General features: G+C 74.3%; 9 protein-coding genes. 7 read left to right on the forward strand and 2 right to left on the reverse strand.

Annotated elements, in window-relative coordinates; genetic code table 11:
• The 7 genes from ABZ915_RS03035 to ABZ915_RS03065 all read left to right on the forward strand — a co-directional run bounded on the left by ABZ915_RS03035 (position 1) and on the right by ABZ915_RS03065 (position 12,682).
• Positions 1-2,031 carry a serine protease gene (locus tag ABZ915_RS03035; protein WP_361794781.1) on the forward strand — a complete coding sequence of 677 codons (2,031 nt, stop codon included), beginning with the start codon at positions 1-3 and terminating at the stop codon, positions 2,029-2,031.
• 208 nt (positions 2,032-2,239) lie between these two features.
• Positions 2,240-3,778 (forward strand): acyl-CoA carboxylase subunit beta, encoded by a 1,539-nt coding sequence (locus ABZ915_RS03040; protein WP_361794784.1) that lies wholly within the window; start codon positions 2,240-2,242, stop codon positions 3,776-3,778.
• A gap of 48 nt (positions 3,779-3,826) precedes the next feature.
• Positions 3,827-5,575, forward strand: a complete 1,749-nt coding sequence (locus ABZ915_RS03045; RefSeq protein ID WP_361794787.1) for a fatty acyl-AMP ligase — start codon at positions 3,827-3,829, stop codon at positions 5,573-5,575.
• Complete coding sequence (locus tag ABZ915_RS03050; RefSeq protein ID WP_361794790.1) at positions 5,572-9,609, forward strand: type I polyketide synthase; 4,038 nt, start codon at positions 5,572-5,574, stop codon at positions 9,607-9,609. Before ABZ915_RS03045 ends, ABZ915_RS03050 begins: the two co-directional genes overlap by 4 nt.
• A 19-nt stretch (positions 9,610-9,628) precedes the next feature.
• Complete coding sequence (locus ABZ915_RS03055) at positions 9,629-10,570, forward strand: alpha/beta hydrolase family protein (protein ID WP_361794793.1); 942 nt, start codon at positions 9,629-9,631, stop codon at positions 10,568-10,570.
• 122 nt (positions 10,571-10,692) lie between these two features.
• Positions 10,693-11,958, forward strand: coding sequence for a helix-turn-helix domain-containing protein (locus ABZ915_RS03060; protein ID WP_361794796.1), 1,266 nt, complete (start codon positions 10,693-10,695; stop codon positions 11,956-11,958).
• A gap of 82 nt (positions 11,959-12,040) precedes the next feature.
• Positions 12,041-12,682, forward strand: coding sequence for a cutinase family protein (locus ABZ915_RS03065; protein WP_361794799.1), 642 nt, complete (start codon positions 12,041-12,043; stop codon positions 12,680-12,682).
• Between the two features lie 72 nt (positions 12,683-12,754).
• On the opposite strand, the gene ABZ915_RS03070 is transcribed toward ABZ915_RS03065, so the two are convergent.
• Positions 12,755-14,425: a hypothetical protein gene (locus ABZ915_RS03070; RefSeq protein ID WP_361795780.1), complete on the reverse strand. Its 1,671-nt coding sequence runs from the start codon at positions 14,423-14,425 to the stop codon at positions 12,755-12,757.
• 176 nt (positions 14,426-14,601) lie between these two features.
• Positions 14,602-15,480 (reverse strand): alpha/beta hydrolase, encoded by an 879-nt coding sequence (locus ABZ915_RS03075; RefSeq protein ID WP_361794802.1) that lies wholly within the window; start codon positions 15,478-15,480, stop codon positions 14,602-14,604.
• Between the last annotated feature and the right edge of the window lie 20 nt (positions 15,481-15,500).

Below are 15,500 nucleotides of genomic sequence, written 5' to 3' on the forward strand. Positions count from 1 at the left end.
ATGGGGGCCGCGGACAGGTCCCGCGAGGAGTTGCGGCGCCACATCGCGGCGGCCGCCGACCGGTACCGGGAGACCAGCGACGAGCGGCAGGCGGTCGAACAGCAGCAGGACGCCGGGGTGGAGTTCCCGGACTCGCAGGAGCACCTCGCCGCGCGCGCCGCGCGCCTGCTCGACCGGCAGGCGGTACCCGCCGCCCTGGTGGTCGAGGCCGTACGCGCCGAACCGCTGGCCCCGCCCGCCGCGTACGAACGCATCCTCGGCGCGTCCAAGGACCTTCAGGCGTGGAGCTTCCTGCCGCGCGGCGCCCGGGCGGCGCGTACCGTCGCCCGGATCTCGGTGCGGGACGGTGGCCGTGAACTGCCGCTCGGGACCGGATTCCTGGTGTCACCGAGCCTGCTGATGACCAACCACCACGTACTCTTCGACGCGGCGGCGGCCCGGCAGTGCTTCGTGGAGTTCGACGCCCAGGTGACCGTCGACAACGCGCCGCAGGCCCCGGCACGGCTGGAACTCGACCCCGACGGGTTCTTCCTGGCGGACCAGGGCCTCGACTTCGCCCTCGTCCTGGTCGCCGCCGGCCCGGACGGGCGGCCGCCGGGGGAGACGTTCGGCTGGAACCGGCTCAGCGCCCAGCCGGGAAAGCTGGTCATCGGCGAGCCCGTCAACGTCGTCGGGCACCCGATGGGGCGGCTGAAGGAGATCGCCGTCCGCGACAACACGCTCCAGGTCCGGCTCGACGACTTCCTCCACTACAAGACGGACACCGAGCCGGGCAATTCGGGTTCCCCGGTCTTCAACGACCAGTGGGAGGTCGTCGCGCTCCACCACAGCGGTGTGCCCAGAACCGACGACCAGGGCCGGATCCTGCGTACGGACGGACAGCTGTGGCAGCCCGGTGACGGCGACGACGCGATCGACTGGGTGTCCAACGAGGGCGTACGCGTCAGCTCGATCCTCCGACACCTCGCCGCCCTGCCCCTGACCCCGCGGCAGCGGTCGCTGCTGGCGGAGACGGGACCGGAGTCCGGCCTCCAGGCGGTCCAGGCCCCCGCCGGTCCCACGGTGACCGCCGCCGTCACCGTGCCGCCCCCGGCCCCCGAGCGGGCCGCCACAGGTGCGGCGGGCCTGCCCGCGCGGGCCGGCGCGTTCGGCGGCGACCGGCATCTGGTCTTCCTGCACGGCCGCTCCCAGGAGGGCAAGGACCCGGAGAAGCTGCGCCGCGAATGGGCGGCAGGACTCAACCAGGGACTCGTCGGCGCGGGACTCCCGCCGGTCGATCCGGCCGACGTCTGGTTCCCCTTCTACGGCGACCGACTGGTGCAGGCCCTCGCCCCGCACGAGGCCGCCCCCCGCGCCGTGGAGGCCACGGCCCTCGCGGCCGCGGAGGCGGTCGCGCCCGCCGATCCCTACGCGCACGCGGCGTACGAGGACATCCTCGGCGAGGCCGCCGCCAAGTGGGACATCCCGCGGGAGGGGCTGCCGGTCGCGGAACGGATCGGCCTGCCGGACGTGGTCGGGGCCCTGCAACGGCAGCTCAGCTGGCTGGCCGCCAGGAGCGACCTCGACGCGCTGACCATCAGCCTGGTCTTCCATGACGTGGCCGCCTACCTGGAGGAACCACGCGTCCGCAAGGACGTCCTGGACTGCGTGCTGGAGACGATGCCGGACGCGGGAGAGGTGGTGCTCGTCAGCCACAGCCTCGGCACGGTCGTCGGCATGGACCTCACCACCCGGCTGTCCCCCGGCGTGAAGGCGATCCACCTCACCACCGCGGGAAGTCCGCTGGGCCTGGACAGCGTGTACAGCAGGCTGCTCATCGGCGGGCCGAAGCGTCCGGACAAGGTGGTGGACTGGCTCAACGCCTGGTGTCCGACGGACGCGGTGGCCATCGGCTGCCCGCTGGCCGACGACTGGGCGGACGGCCTGATGGACCTCGCCGTCCTCAACGCCCGTGACCGGGCGCACAGCATCGTGGAGTACCTGTCGCACGCCGAGGTCGCCTCGGGGATCGGCAAGCACCTTCTCGGCTGAATCCGCACATCAGGGGCCGCCGCCGGGCGGCCCCTTGTCACGCCAGGACGAACCCAGCTCCCCCGGGACTCACATCCGGCACACAGAAAGGCGTTCCTCTCGGCCAATTCCTGAGTCGCTGCCATATTCGAAAGCCACTTCGGAGGTGGCTGTGACGACCGAGGCAACGACATCCGAGGCGCGGGACACGCGGGAGACGGAGCCCCACGTGTCCGACCGCACCGCCGACCGCACCGCCGACCGCATCACCGAGCTGGAACACCGCCGAACACGCGCGGTGGCGGCGGGCGGGCCGCGAAGACGGGGGGAGTTCACCGCCCGGGAGCGGATCGGCCTGCTGCTCGACGCCGGTTCCTTCACCGAGACCGGCCTGTTCGTCCGGGCCCGGCCCACCGGGGACGGAGCCCGCCGCCCGTACGGCGACGGGGTGGTCACCGGGCACGGCACGGTGGACGGACGCCCGGTGTGCGTCTTCGCCCAGGACGCCACCGTCTTCGGCGGCAGCATGGGCGAGGCCTTCGGGGAGAAGGCCGTCGCGCTGATGGAGCTGGCCCTGAAGACCGGCTGTCCGGTCGTCGGGCTCAACGACGGAGGCGGCGCCCGCATCCAGGAGGGCGTCGCCTCGCTCGCCCTGTACGCCGAGCTGGTGCACCGCAACGTGCAGGCGTCCGGCGTGATCCCGCAGATCTCCGTCGTCCTGGGACCGTGCGCCGGCGGGGCCGCGTACTCACCCGCCATCACCGACTTCACCGTGATGGTGGACGGCGCCTCGCACATGTTCGTCACCGGGCCCGACGTCATCGAGACGGTCACCGGCGAGCGCACCAGCGCCGAGGACCTGGGCGGCGCCCGCACCAGCAACACCGTCAACGGCAACGCGCACTTCCTCGCCGCCGACGAGGAGGACGCCCTCGACACCGTACGCGACCTGCTGTCGTACCTGCCCGCCAACAACCTCGAACCGCCACCGCGGTACGCCCCGGGCGCGTCGCCCGGCGACGGGCGGCTCGACGGAATCGTCCCGGACCGGCTCGGGCGGGCCTACGACATGCGCGAGATCCTGCGCGCGGTCGTCGACGACGGCGAACTGCTGGAGATCCAGGAGCTGTTCGCGCCGAACATCGTCTGCGCGCTGGCCCGGATCGAGGGCGGTTCGGTCGGCGTCGTCGCCAACCAGCCGCTGCACGCCGCCGGCGTCCTCGACATCGACGCCTCCGAGAAGGCGGCGCGCTTCGTGCGGTTCTGCGACGCGTTCGGCATCCCGCTGCTGACCTTCGCGGACGTCCCCGGCTATCTGTCCGGTGTGCGCCAGGAGCAGGGCGGGATCATCCGGCGCGGCGCCAAGCTGCTGTACGCCTACGCCGAGGCGACCGTACCGAAGGTCACCGTCGTGGTCCGCAAGGCGTACGGCGGCGGGTACGCGGTGATGGGCTCCAAGCACCTGGGCGCCGACATCAACCTGGCCTGGCCCACCGCCCGGATCGCCGTGATGGGCGCCGAGGGCGCGGTGGGCGTCCTGCACCGGCGGGAACTCGCCGCCGCCGAGGACCCCGAGGCGCTGCGCGCCCGCCTCGTCGCCGCGTACGAGAGCACCCACGGGACGCCCTACCTCGCCGCAGAACGCGGATACGTGGACGCCGTCATCGCCCCGCGCGAGACCCGCGCCCAGGTGTGCCGGGCGCTGCGGGCGCTGCGCGGCAAGCGTGCCCCGATGCCGGAGCGCCGGCACGGCAACATCCCGCTCTGACCGCCCCGCCCCGCAAGCCCGTTCCCGTGACGTGAGGAGCCACGCCCGATGGACAGCCGCCGCCCCCCGCTCGCGCCCGCGTACCGGACCCTGCCGGAGTACGTGCGGCACTGGGCCGAGACCACCCCGGACCGCCGGGCGTTCACCTTCGTCGACCATCCCGCCCCGCACTCGCGGGGTGTCCACCGCACCCTGACGTGGCGGCGCCTGGACCTCAGGGTGCGGGCGCTGGCCGCCCGGCTCGCCGAGGAGGCCGGGCCGGGGTCGCGGGTCGCGCTGCTGTGCCCGCAGGGGACGGAGTACGTGACCGCCTTCCTCGCGGCGCTCGCCGCCGGCCTGGTCGCCGTGCCGCTGTATCCGCCCGGTCTGCCCGGGCAGGGCGACCGGCTCTCGGCGGTCCTGGCCGACGCGCGTCCGGCGGCCGTCGTGACGACGAGCCCGGTCCTGGAGGAGGTACGGGAGGTCTGCGCGGGCGCACCGGTGCGGATCGTCGTCGCGGACCAGGTGCCCGACGACGCCGCCGGCACGTGGCGGCCCGGCCCGCCCGACGAGACGGCGATCGCCTACCTCCAGTACACCTCCGGCTCGACCCGCACCCCGGCCGGCGTGGAGATCGGCCACGCCAACGTCGTCGCCAACGCCCGGCAGGCGCTGACCGCCTACGGCGCCGACGACCGTCCGGTCACCTGCGTGGGCTGGCTGCCGCTCTACCACGACATGGGACTGGTGCTGAGCGTCGCCGCCCCGGCGGTGCGGGGTCTGCTGTCGGTGCTCATGGATCCGGTCGCGTTCCTGCACGAGCCGGCGCGCTGGCTGCGGCTGCTCGGGGCGCATCCGCGTGCGCTGAGTGCCGCGCCGAACTTCGCCTACGACTACTGCGCCTCGGCCGTCACCGACGCGCAGAAGACCGGTCTGCGGCTGGACGGCGTCGCCGCGCTGATCAACGGCAGCGAGCCGGTCCGCCCGGCCACCGCCGACCGCTTCCACGAGGCCTTCGCCGCGCAGGGTCTCGCGGCGGACACCCACTGCCCGTCGTACGGGCTCGCCGAGGCGACGGTCTTCGTCAGCGCCGCCCGGCCCGGGGAGCCGCTCCGCCGGTTCGCGCTGGACCGCGACGCCCTCGCCGCCGGAAAGGCGCTGCCCGCGCGGCCCGACGACGCCACGGCCGTCCTGCTGGCGGGCTGCGGCACATCGGCGGGCCAACGGGTCGGTATCGCCGATCCCGTGTCCCGGGCCGCGCTGGCGGAGGGGGCGGTGGGGGAGATCTGGGTGCGGGGGCCGAACGTCGGGCGCGGTTACTGGCACCAGCCGGAGCAGACCCGGCGGGTCTTCGGCGCCGCCCTCGCCGGCGAGGCGGCCGGTGGGGGCGGCTGGCTGCGCACCGGCGACCTCGGGACGGTCCTGGACGGGCAGTTGATCGTCACCGGCCGGCTGAAGGACCTGATCGTCGTCGACGGCCGCAACCACTACCCGCAGGACGTGGAGGCCACGGCCCAGGAGGCGCATCCCGCCGTGCGGCGCGACCGGCTCGCCGCCTTCGGTGTGCCGGGCCCCGACGGGGAGCGGGTGGTCGTGGTGGCCGAGCGCGTGCGGACCGCGAGCCACACCGGGATCGACGTGCCGGAGCTGGTGCGGGCCGTGCGCGCGGCCGTCTCCGCCCGGCACGGGCTGCGGCTCGCCGATGTCGTCCTCGTCGCGCCGGGCACCGTTCCCCGGACGTCCAGCGGGAAGGTGTCGCGGGCGCGGGCCCGTGCGCGGTACCTGGAGGGCGGCTACGCGGCGGAGGGCGCACGGTGAGCGCCGTCGACGAGAGCGCCCTGCGCCGCCTGATCGCGCGGCGGGTGGCCGCCTGGAACGGCGGCGCCGTCGAGGACGTCCCCATGGACCGGCCGCTGGCGGACCTCGGCATGGCCTCGCGCGACGCGGTGGTCCTGGCCGGGGAGCTGTCCCGGCTGACGGGCCGTGAGCTGCCGTCGACCCTGCTGTGGGAGGCGCCCACCGGAGACGCCCTGGTGGCACACCTGTGCGGCCCGGCAGGACCGGCAGGTTCGGCAGTCCCGGCGCAGGACGTCGCACCGGCGGCGCCGGAGCTCCCGGCCGTCCCGCCGGCCCCCGGTGAGCCGGTCGCGGTCATCGGGATCGGCTGCCGGCTGCCGGGAGGGGTGCACGGCCCGGACGACTACTGGCGGCTGCTGAGCGAGGGCGTCGACGCGATCCGGCGGGTCCCCGAGGACCGGTGGCGGGACTTCACCGCGTTCCCGCCCGCGGACGCGCCCCGCCACGGCGGCTATCTGGACGACATCGCCGGGTTCGACGCGGACTTCTTCCGCATCACCCCGCGCGAGGCCGCCGTGATGGATCCGCAGCAGCGGATCCTCCTGGAGGTCGTCCACGAGGCCCTCGACCACGCCGCCGTCCCGGCCGCCTCCCTCGCCGGCACCGCCACCGGCGTGTTCGTCGGCGTCTCCGCCCCGGAGTACGGCCGGCTGACCGTCGCCGACCCGGCCGGCGTCGACCCGTGGGCCCCGGCCGGGGCGGCGCTCGGTGTCACCGCGGGCCGACTGGCGTACGTCCTCGACACGCGCGGGCCGAGCATGGCCGTCGACACCGCCTGTTCGTCGTCGCTGGTCGCCGTGCACCAGGCGTGCGTGAGCCTGCGTACGGGCGAGAGCGACATGGCGATCGCCGCCGGGGTCAACGTGCTGCTCTCCCCCGCGGTCACCGTCGCGTTCCGGCGTGCGGGGGCCCTCGCACCGGACGGGCGGTGCAAGCCGTTCTCGGCGGCGGCCGACGGCATCGGGCGCGGCGAGGGCTGCGCGGCCGTACTCCTCAAGCGGCTGTCCGACGCCGAACGGGACGGCGACCGCGTCCTGGCCGTGGTCCGGGCCACCGCCGTCAACTCCGACGGCCGCTCCAACGGCCTCCTGGCGCCCAGTCCGGCCGCCCAGCAGGCCCTGCTGAGGACCGCGTACGCGCGGGCCGGACTCGTCCCCGCGCATGTCGACCTCGTCGAGGCGCACGGCACCGGCACCCCGCTCGGCGACCCGATCGAGGCGGGCGCGCTCGGGGCCGTGCTCGGTCCGGGCCGCGACCCGGACCAGCCGCTGCTGCTCGGCTCGGTCAAGGGCAACCTCGGCCACCTGGAGTCGGCCGCGGGCATCGCCGGGCTGGTGAAGACGGTGCTGGCGCTGCACCACGACCTCGTTCCGCCGTCCCTGCACTGCGCCGAGGGCAGTTCCCCGGTCGACGCGCGGCTGCGGGTGGTGACCGAGCCGGAGCCGTGGCCCCGCTACGGCGGCACCGCCATCGCCGGGGTCTCGGGGTTCGGCTTCGGCGGCACCAACGCCCATGCGGTACTGGAGGAATGGCGGCCCGGCACCCTGGCGCCGGCCCCGGCCGAGGGGCCGGCCGCCCGGCTGCACCCGCTCTCCGACATCGACGCGGAACGTGTCCGGGACACCGCCGCCCGGCTCGCCGACTGGCTCCTCACCCCCGACGGAGGCGCCGCGCACCCCGCCGACGTGGCGCGTACGCTCGCGGGGCGTACCGGGCGCGGACCGGTGCGTGCCGCCGTCGTCGCCCGTGACCGGGAGGAACTCGCTGAGGGGCTGGTCGCGTTGGCGGGCGGCCGGCCGCACGCGCGCGTGGTGACCGACGACCGCGAACTCGTCGGGCGCGGGCCGGTGTGGGTGTTCTCCGGGTACGGCAGCCAGTGGCCCGGCATGGGGCGCCGGCTGCTGGCGGAGGAGCCCGCCTTCGCCGCCGCCGTGGAGAAGCTCGACGCGCAACTCGCCGCGGAGTGCGGCCTGTCCCTGTACGACCAGCTGGCGTCCGGAGCCGTCCTCGACCGGCTGGAGGTGGCCCAGCCCGTCCTGTTCGGCGTCCAGGTGGCGCTCGCCGAGCTGTGGCGGTCCTACGGGGTGGAGCCCGGCGCCGTCATCGGTCACTCCATGGGCGAGGTGGCCGCCGCGGTGTGCGCGGGCGCCCTGGAGGTGTCGGACGCGGCCCGGGTCATCGCCGTACGGGCCCGGCTGCTCAGCGGGCTGCGCGGGGGCGCGATGGCCGTGGTCGACCTCGACGACGGCGAACTGGACACCCTGGAACGGGACTTCCCGGGCGTGCACGTCGCCGTCCACTCCTCGCCCGGCCAGAAGGTGGTCACCGGCGAGGAGCCCGCGGTGGCCCGGCTGGTACGGCGGTTGGAGCGGGAGGGCCGGGCGGCGCGGGCCATGCGGGTCGTCGGCGCGGGGCATTCGCCACAAGTAGACGAACTGCTACCGGAGTTGACGGATGCGCTGGCCGACGTCCGGGGCACGGCGCCGCGCGTGCCCGTCTACTCCACCGTCCTCGACGACCCGCGCGGCACCTGCGCGTTCGACGCCGCCCACTGGGCCGCGAACCTGCGGCGGCCCGTGCGCCTGGACCGGGCCGTGGCGGCAGCGGCGGCCGACGGGCACACCGCGTTCGTCGAGATCTCCCCCCATCCGGTGCTGACCCGGCCCGTCGCGGACACCGCGCCCGGCGCGCTCGCCGTCGGCACACTGCGCCGCGATGCGGACGGCGGGGCCGACTTCCTGACCCGACTGGGTGCCCTGTACGCGGCGGGGGCACGCCTGCCGCTGCCGGCCGGCCGGGTCGTCGACCTGCCCGGACCGCGCTGGCGTCATGTCCGGCACTGGTGGACGGACGGCCGCCCGGCCGCCGCGGCCGGGCCCGCCCCCGCCCCGGCCCCCGCCCCGGCCGCTGCGCTCGCGGAGGAGTCCACCGGGGCGGACGACACCTCCGTCCTCGCGCGCCTGTGCCACCACATCGCCGCCGTCACCGGCCATCCGGCGGCCCGTGTCACCCCCGCCACCGCGCTCGCCGACCTCGGGCTGGACTCGCTGATGGCGGTCCGTATCCGGGCTGCCGTGGAACGCGAGTTCCGGGTCGGGCTCCCCCTGCGCGACCTGCTCGGCGCAACGACGGTCGAGGAGGCGGCCGTCCGCATCCGACAGGCCCTCCCCCAGGCCCTCTCCGGGGACACGCTCCGCCCCCTGCGCGCCACCGGCTCCCGCCCCCCGCTCTTCCTCGTCCACGCCGCCGGCGGCACCACCGACGTCTACCGCGCGCTCGCCGACCGGCTCGGGGACGACCGGCCGGTGTACGGACTCGACCGGGTCGAAGCGGCCCGGACGGTACCGGAGAAGGCGCGGCACTACGCCGAGGCGGTCGCCGCGGCGCATCCGGACGGCCCCTGTCTGCTGGGCGGTTGGTCCTTCGGCGGCTTCGTCGCGCAGGAGACCGCGCGCCGGCTCACCGCCGCCGGGCGGGAGGTGGAACTGGTGGTGCTGATCGACTCCGTACGGCCCCTCCCCCAGCCGGGCCGCACCCCGGCCGACCGGATCCGCGCCCACCTCACGGGCTTCGCCCGGCACGTGGCCGACACCTACGGGGTCCGGCTGGAGCTGCCGTACGACGAGCTCGTCGCGATGGACGACGACGGCGAGCGCATCGACGCCGTACTGCGTGCCCTGCGCGGGGCCGCCGACGTGCCGGCCGCCGCGCTGGAGCACCAGCGCGCCTCCTATCTGGACCTCAGGACCGGCGAGGCCCACCGCCCGGGCCGCCACGACGGGCGGGTGGTGCTGTACCGGGCCACCGAGCCCGCCCCGCACACCGTGCGCGACCCGGCGTACGAGCGGGACGACGAGGCGCTCGGCTGGGACGAGGTGTGCCCCCGTCTGACGGTCGTCCCGGTCGCGGGCCACCATCTGTCGCTGCTCGACCCCCCACACGTCGACGAGATCGCCGCCCACCTGCGGCGCGAACTCGCCGCGCAGAGCCGCTGAACCGGAATGAGGAGCCGCCATGCCCCACCCCACCACCGGAGTGTCCCGACGCGCCGTCGCCAAGGCCGCGGCCGCCGGCTCGCTGGCCGTCCTGTTCGGCGCCGCCGGCACCGCACGGGCCGAGGCCGCGACCCAGGTCGGGCCGCGCACCTTCGACCTCACCGTGTCCTCCGCCGCGCTCGGCCGCGGCGCGCCGCTACGGCTGATCCTGCCGACGGACTTCGCCACGCAGACCGGGCGCACCTACCCCGTGCTGTACCTGCTGCACGGTGCCCACGACGACTACACCTCGTGGACCCGGGAGACGGACATCGAGGCCTTCACCGAGGGCCGCGACCTGATCGTGGCGATGCCCCACGGCGGCCCCACCGGCATCCCCACCGACTGGCTCAGCGGGCCCGACTACGAGACCTTCCAGCTCACCGAGGTACCGGCGCTGCTCGCCCGGGACTACCGGGCCTCCGGCGTGCGGGCCGTCGCCGGGGTCTCCACCGGAGGCTACGGCGCCATGGCCCACGCGGCCCGCCACCCGGGCGCGTTCACCGCCGCGGCCTCCTACAGCGGGATCCTGGACACCACCGCGCTCGGAGTGCCCCCCATCGTGGACGCCATCGTGGCCCGCGAGAACCTGCTGCCCCTCACGCTCTGGGGGAACCCGATCCTGAACCTGCTCACCTGGCAGGGCTTCAACCCGCGCGCCCGCGCCTCGGGGCTGCGCGGCACCCCCCTGTACGTGTCCAGCGGCAGCGGACTGGCCGGCGGCACCGACGAGTTGCTGCCCGAGGCGCTGGAGAGCGCCCTGTGGCTGTCCGCCCACGCCTTCACCGACACCCTCACCCTGCTGGGCATCCCGGTCACCACCCACTACTACACCGGAGGGGCACACAGCTGGACGTACTGGAAACGGGAGTTCACCGCGTCGTGGCCGATGCTCGCCCGTGCACTGGGAGTGCCGGAGTGATGTCGGTGCCGTCGGGGCACGGAACGGAGCGCAGGGGACGTCCGTCCAACACGGGACATCTCCCTCGCCCCACGGGCAACGGCCCTAGGGTGAGCCGGTTCCGGGTGAAAGGAGTGTCCGCGATGGCGGTCCCCACCCCGCGCGGAGTGCCGGCCGGTCCGTCGGCCCCGCCGTTGCCGCCCGGTCTGGCCGAGCTGCTGCGCGCCCAGCTGGAGACCGTGGCCGACGAGGTGGAGGAGGAGGTCCGCGGTCAGGTTCCCGAGTACGCGCGGCCGGCCGACGGGAACTACCGCAGGAACCTGCGGGCCGGGGTGGAGCTGGCGCTGACCCTGTTCGTCGACCACATCGCCGACCCGCGCGGCCGGGGGGACTCGATCGCCGCGACGTACTACGAGCTCGGGCGCGGTGAGGCCCTGGAGGGCCGCAGTCTGGACGCGCTCCAGTCCGCGCTGCGCGTCGGGGGGCTGCACGCCTGGCGGCTGATGGGCCGTACGGCGGAGGAACTGGGGCTGGACTCCGCGGTGGTGGCCGCGCTGGGCGAGCTCGCGTTCCGGACCGTGCACGAGGTCGCGGAGGCCGCCGCGGCCGGGTACGCCGAGGCCCGGTTACGCAGTACGGACGAGCTGGAGCGCCGCCGCCGACGGCTGCTCGACCTGCTGCTGGGCGACGGGCCGGTGTCACCGGAGGCCGTGCAGGACCTGGCGCACGCCGCACGGTGGCCGGTGCCGCGGCACGTCGCCGTGGTCGCGCTCGCGGCCACCCCGGAGCAGCGCGAGGAGGACCGGCCCCTGGCGGCGGCCGGCGCACTGGTGGACATGGGATCGCGGCCGCCGCGGATGCTGATGGCCGACCCGGACGGCTCGGGCCGCTTCGGCGGGCGGGCGTTCGCCCTCGCGCTGCGCGGCCGCCCGGCCGCGATCGGTCCGACGGTCCCGCTCACCGAGGCCGCGCAGTCGCTGCACTGGGCGGCGCGGGCGCTGGGGCTGATGGGGCGCGGGATCCTGCCCCGCCAGGGCGTGCTGCGCTGCGCCGACCATCTGTCGACCCTGCTGCTGCACAGCGACGAACCGCTGCTGGCCCAGCTGGAGGCGCGGGTCCTCGCCCCCCTCGACTCGGTCTCCGACGGCCAGCGCGCCCGGCTCGCCGAGACGCTGCTGGCCTGGCTGCTCAGCGGCAGCAACGTGCCCGATGTCGCCGCACGGCTGCACGTCCACCCCCAGACGGTCCGCTATCGCCTGCGCCAGCTGGAGAAACTGTTCGGCGACTCCCTGCACGACCTTGGCACTCGGCTGGACCTCATTCTGGCACTACGCGCCGTGGAGTTGCGGGAACCTTCCGTACTCACGTCGGCAACAAAAAACATGGAATCTCTGAATTCCCGTCCATAACAGCCCGTCAGTGAACGCGAATACCTTCGGGACGTCCTTTTCCGCAGGCGCGTCAAAGCGCCCCACCCCGCAAAGGATCCCCATGCGTATCCGCTTGTGCCTCGCCGCGCTCTCGCTGCTCGGCGGGGCCGGACTGACCACTCTCTCGGCGCCCACGGCCTCGGCCGCCACCTGCTCGGACATCGACGTCGTCGCCGCCCGCGGCACCTTCGAGCCCGGCACGCTCGGCCTGATCGTCGGCGACCCGATGTATTCCGCGCTCCAGAAGAAACTGACGGGCAAAAACCTGTCCAGCTACAAGGTGAATTACCCCGCCGACCTTTCGCTCACCTCGGCCGCGCAGGGCAACGCGGACGTGGTGAACCACGTCGTCGGCCAGGCCGCGGCCTGTCCGAATCAGCGTTTCATTCTCGTCGGCTATTCGCAGGGCGCGAACGTCGTCGACAACTCCATCGGCATCAGCAGCGACGGCGCGGTGGTCGGCAGTCCCATCGTGGCCACCATCCCCGCCGCGCTCGCGCCGAGGGTCGCCGCGGTGCTGCTGTTCGGCAACCCGATCCGCGCCCTCGGCAAGAGCGTCACCGGCACCTACCAGAGCCGCACCATCGACTTCTGCGCCAAGGGCGACCCCATCTGCGAGAACGGCGGCGGTGACGTGCTGGCGCACCTCGGCTACAGCGCCGACGCCGACGCGGCGGCCACGTTCGCCGCGGGCAAGGTCTGATCCGCGTAACACACCAGGGGCCCGGGAGGAGATCCGGATCTCCTCCCGGGCCCTTCGGCATGGCCGGTGCGGCTACCGCGGTGTCTGCGCGAACCGGGCGAGGCTGGTGGAGACCGGCTCGGGCCGCCCGTCGTTCTGCGCCGGCGCCGCGGTCAGCACGTCGAGGTGCTGGTAGCCGTCGGCGACCACGGGGTGCAGATCGGCCGGGATCCGGCCCGCCAGCAGTCCGTCGCCCGCGAGCACCGTGAGCGCCGGGTCGGCGGTGAGTCCCTCCGGGTGCGCGACGAGCCGCTTCACCTGCGGTGAGGTGGCGAGTTCCAGATCGGTGACCAGCTTGGTCGGGAAGTACTGCTCGGTGAAGTCCAGTGGCTGCTCGGCCAGGCTGCGGGCCAGTTCCCGGATGTCGGTGACCTCCTTGCCGGCGTTCGTGAAGGGCGTGCCGTCGGCCGACCGGTACCCGGGGTCGTCCGGGTCGCCGACACGGTCGTAATTCCGCCATGTGTACAGCGGCCCGTGCGGCTGGTCCGGGATGGCCTTGTACTCGACCCCGAACAGCGCGGGCTGCCGCGAACCGCCGTTGGCGACGGGGAAGTTCTTGTCGGCGATCGGCCCGCCGTCGAAGAAGCCCACGCTGCTCTGCAGGAACGCCAGGGGTACGGAGTTGTCGTCCATCAGCGCCCCGAGCACGGCGTCGTTGGTGAGCCGGAAGTCCTTCACCGCGGGTGAGCCGGTGAGGAAGGTGGCGGCGTCCTTGGAGAACAGGAAGCGGTTGGTCGCCTCGATGTTGCTGTTGGCGGGCAGGTAGGAGGGCAGGTCGGCCTCGCCGTCCGGGTCCTGTACGGCGCCCACGCCGGCGATGGCCAGGAGGGTCATGGTCTCGGGGTTGAGCAGGACCGGCGCGGACAGTGAGCGCGGGAACACTCCGCTGTCGAGGCCGGCCTGCACGACACCGTAACCGAGGCCGATGTCGGGCAGGTCGGTGTCGTCCGGGATGCTGCCGCTGAGGGCCCCCAGGTCGGTGGAGACGGTGGTGTCGAGGGCGAAGTAGCCGGCGCACTGGTTGTATCCGGCGTCGGTCGTGGTGGCGGCGTCGCCGTCGAAGTCGGCGGTCGCGAAGTACCCGGTGATCACCCCGCCGAGGGAGTGCCCGCCGCACAGCACCTTCCGTTTGCGCAGGCCCTGGTCCGGCAACTCGGCGGTGAGCAGGTCGTACTGGTCGCGGACGGTCTGCTCGATGCCGAGCTTCGCCATCCAGCCCAGCTGGTCGTTGCCGGCGAACCCGGCGAAGGTACGGCCGTCGACCTGCCTGCCCCGGTAGTAGTAGTCGACGGCCGTGTGCTGGTCGCTGGAGTCGATGCCGGTGTGGTCCTCCAGGCAGTTGGAGCGCCGGTCCAGGGCCCAGAACTCGATGTGCTTCCCCTGCTCGGCGGCGCGCGCCACGGTGTCCCGGGCGACGCTGTCGAACGCCCCGGCGCCTTCCAGGATGCCCGGCTGGGCGACCAGGATCCGGTCGGCGTCGGCCGACGCGGCCGGTCCGTCAAAGGCGCGGTAGCGCAGGTACGACAGCCAGTCGCACGCCGCCGGCCGGGTCCCGAAGGAAGCCGGCAGCGGCACCTTCACCCGTATCACCGACTCGGTCACCCCGGTCACCGGACTCGTCGACGCCACGGGCGTCTCGGTCCGCGTAACCGCTGCCCGCGCGCCCGGGGCCACCGCGGTGAGCGCCCCGGTGGTCAGCAGCACCGCCAACGCGGCGCGGGGCAGGGCCTTCACGGTTCTTCCTCTGCTGCGACTCGTGTTGCCGCGACTCGTGTCCATAGCCGGACGGTAGGACCGCGCGTGCGCTGCGATCGGGCGTTGCTCACAACAACGCAGCGGCCGGGGGCGCCTTTGTCACGGCGGCAGCAGCCGGCGGTGGCTCAGCGGGCCAGCAGGTCCTGGATCGCCGCGGTGATCTCGTCGGGTGCCTCCTCGGCCATGAAGTGCCCCGCTCGGGTCAGCCGGTGGTCCAGGTCCGGCGCCCACGCCCGCCACACCCCGGCGGCGTCGTAGCCCAGCCGCGCGCCCCAGTCCTGCTGGACGACGGTCACGGGCATGGCCAGCTGTGATCCGGCGTCCAGGTCCGCCTGGTCGTGCACCACGTCGATGCCCGCCGAGGCCCGGTAGTCCGCGACGATCGACGTCACCGCCGCGGCGCTCGCCCGCAGGTATGCGGCACGCACCTCCTCCGGCATGGCGGTCGGATCGCCTGCCCAGGCGTCGAGGAACGAGCCGAAGAACGCGTCCGCGCTGTTGGCGATCATCGTCTCCGGCAGGCCCGGCGGCTGTGCCATGAGGAAGAGGTGGTAGCCGACCGCCGCCGAGACGCCGTGCAGGACGTGCCACATGTCGAGCGTCGGCACGATGTCGAGGATGCCCAGGTGCGTGACGGTCTCGGGGTGGTCCAAGCCCGTCCGGAAGGCGACCAGGGCGCCCCGGTCGTGGCCGACGAGGGCGAAGCGCTCGTGTCCGAGCGCCGCCGCCACGGTCACGACGTCGGCGGCCATCGTGCGCTTGGCGTACACGTCGGGGCCGGCGGCCGCCGGCTTGTCGCTGGCGCCGTAGCCCCGCAGGTCGGGGCAGATCACCGTGTGCTCGTCGGCGAGCCGCTCGGCGACGTGCCGCCACATCAGGTGGGTCTGGGGGAAACCGTGCAACAGCACGACCGGGCTGCCGCTGCCGCCGACCGCGGCGGCCAGCTCCACACCGTCCGCGACGGGCAGGCGGATGTGGTCGAAGCCGGGAATGGTGAGCGTCATGAGGGCCCTCTTTCCGGGTG

Source organism: Streptomyces sp. NPDC046915 (genome assembly GCF_040644935.1).
GTDB lineage: Bacteria > Actinomycetota > Actinomycetes > Streptomycetales > Streptomycetaceae > Streptomyces.

Excerpts from the sequence above, each read along its gene's own strand:
- ABZ915_RS03035 (WP_361794781.1), top strand. The coding sequence starts at position 1 with ATGGGGGCCGCGGACAGGTCCCGCGAGGAGTTGCGGCGCCACATCGCG.
- ABZ915_RS03045 (WP_361794787.1), top strand. The coding sequence starts at position 3,827 with ATGGACAGCCGCCGCCCCCCGCTCGCGCCCGCGTACCGGACCCTGCCG.
- ABZ915_RS03055 (WP_361794793.1), top strand. The coding sequence starts at position 9,629 with ATGCCCCACCCCACCACCGGAGTGTCCCGACGCGCCGTCGCCAAGGCC.
- ABZ915_RS03060 (WP_361794796.1), top strand. The coding sequence starts at position 10,693 with ATGGCGGTCCCCACCCCGCGCGGAGTGCCGGCCGGTCCGTCGGCCCCG.
- ABZ915_RS03065 (WP_361794799.1), top strand. The coding sequence starts at position 12,041 with ATGCGTATCCGCTTGTGCCTCGCCGCGCTCTCGCTGCTCGGCGGGGCC.
- ABZ915_RS03075 (WP_361794802.1), bottom strand. The coding sequence starts at position 15,480 with ATGACGCTCACCATTCCCGGCTTCGACCACATCCGCCTGCCCGTCGCG.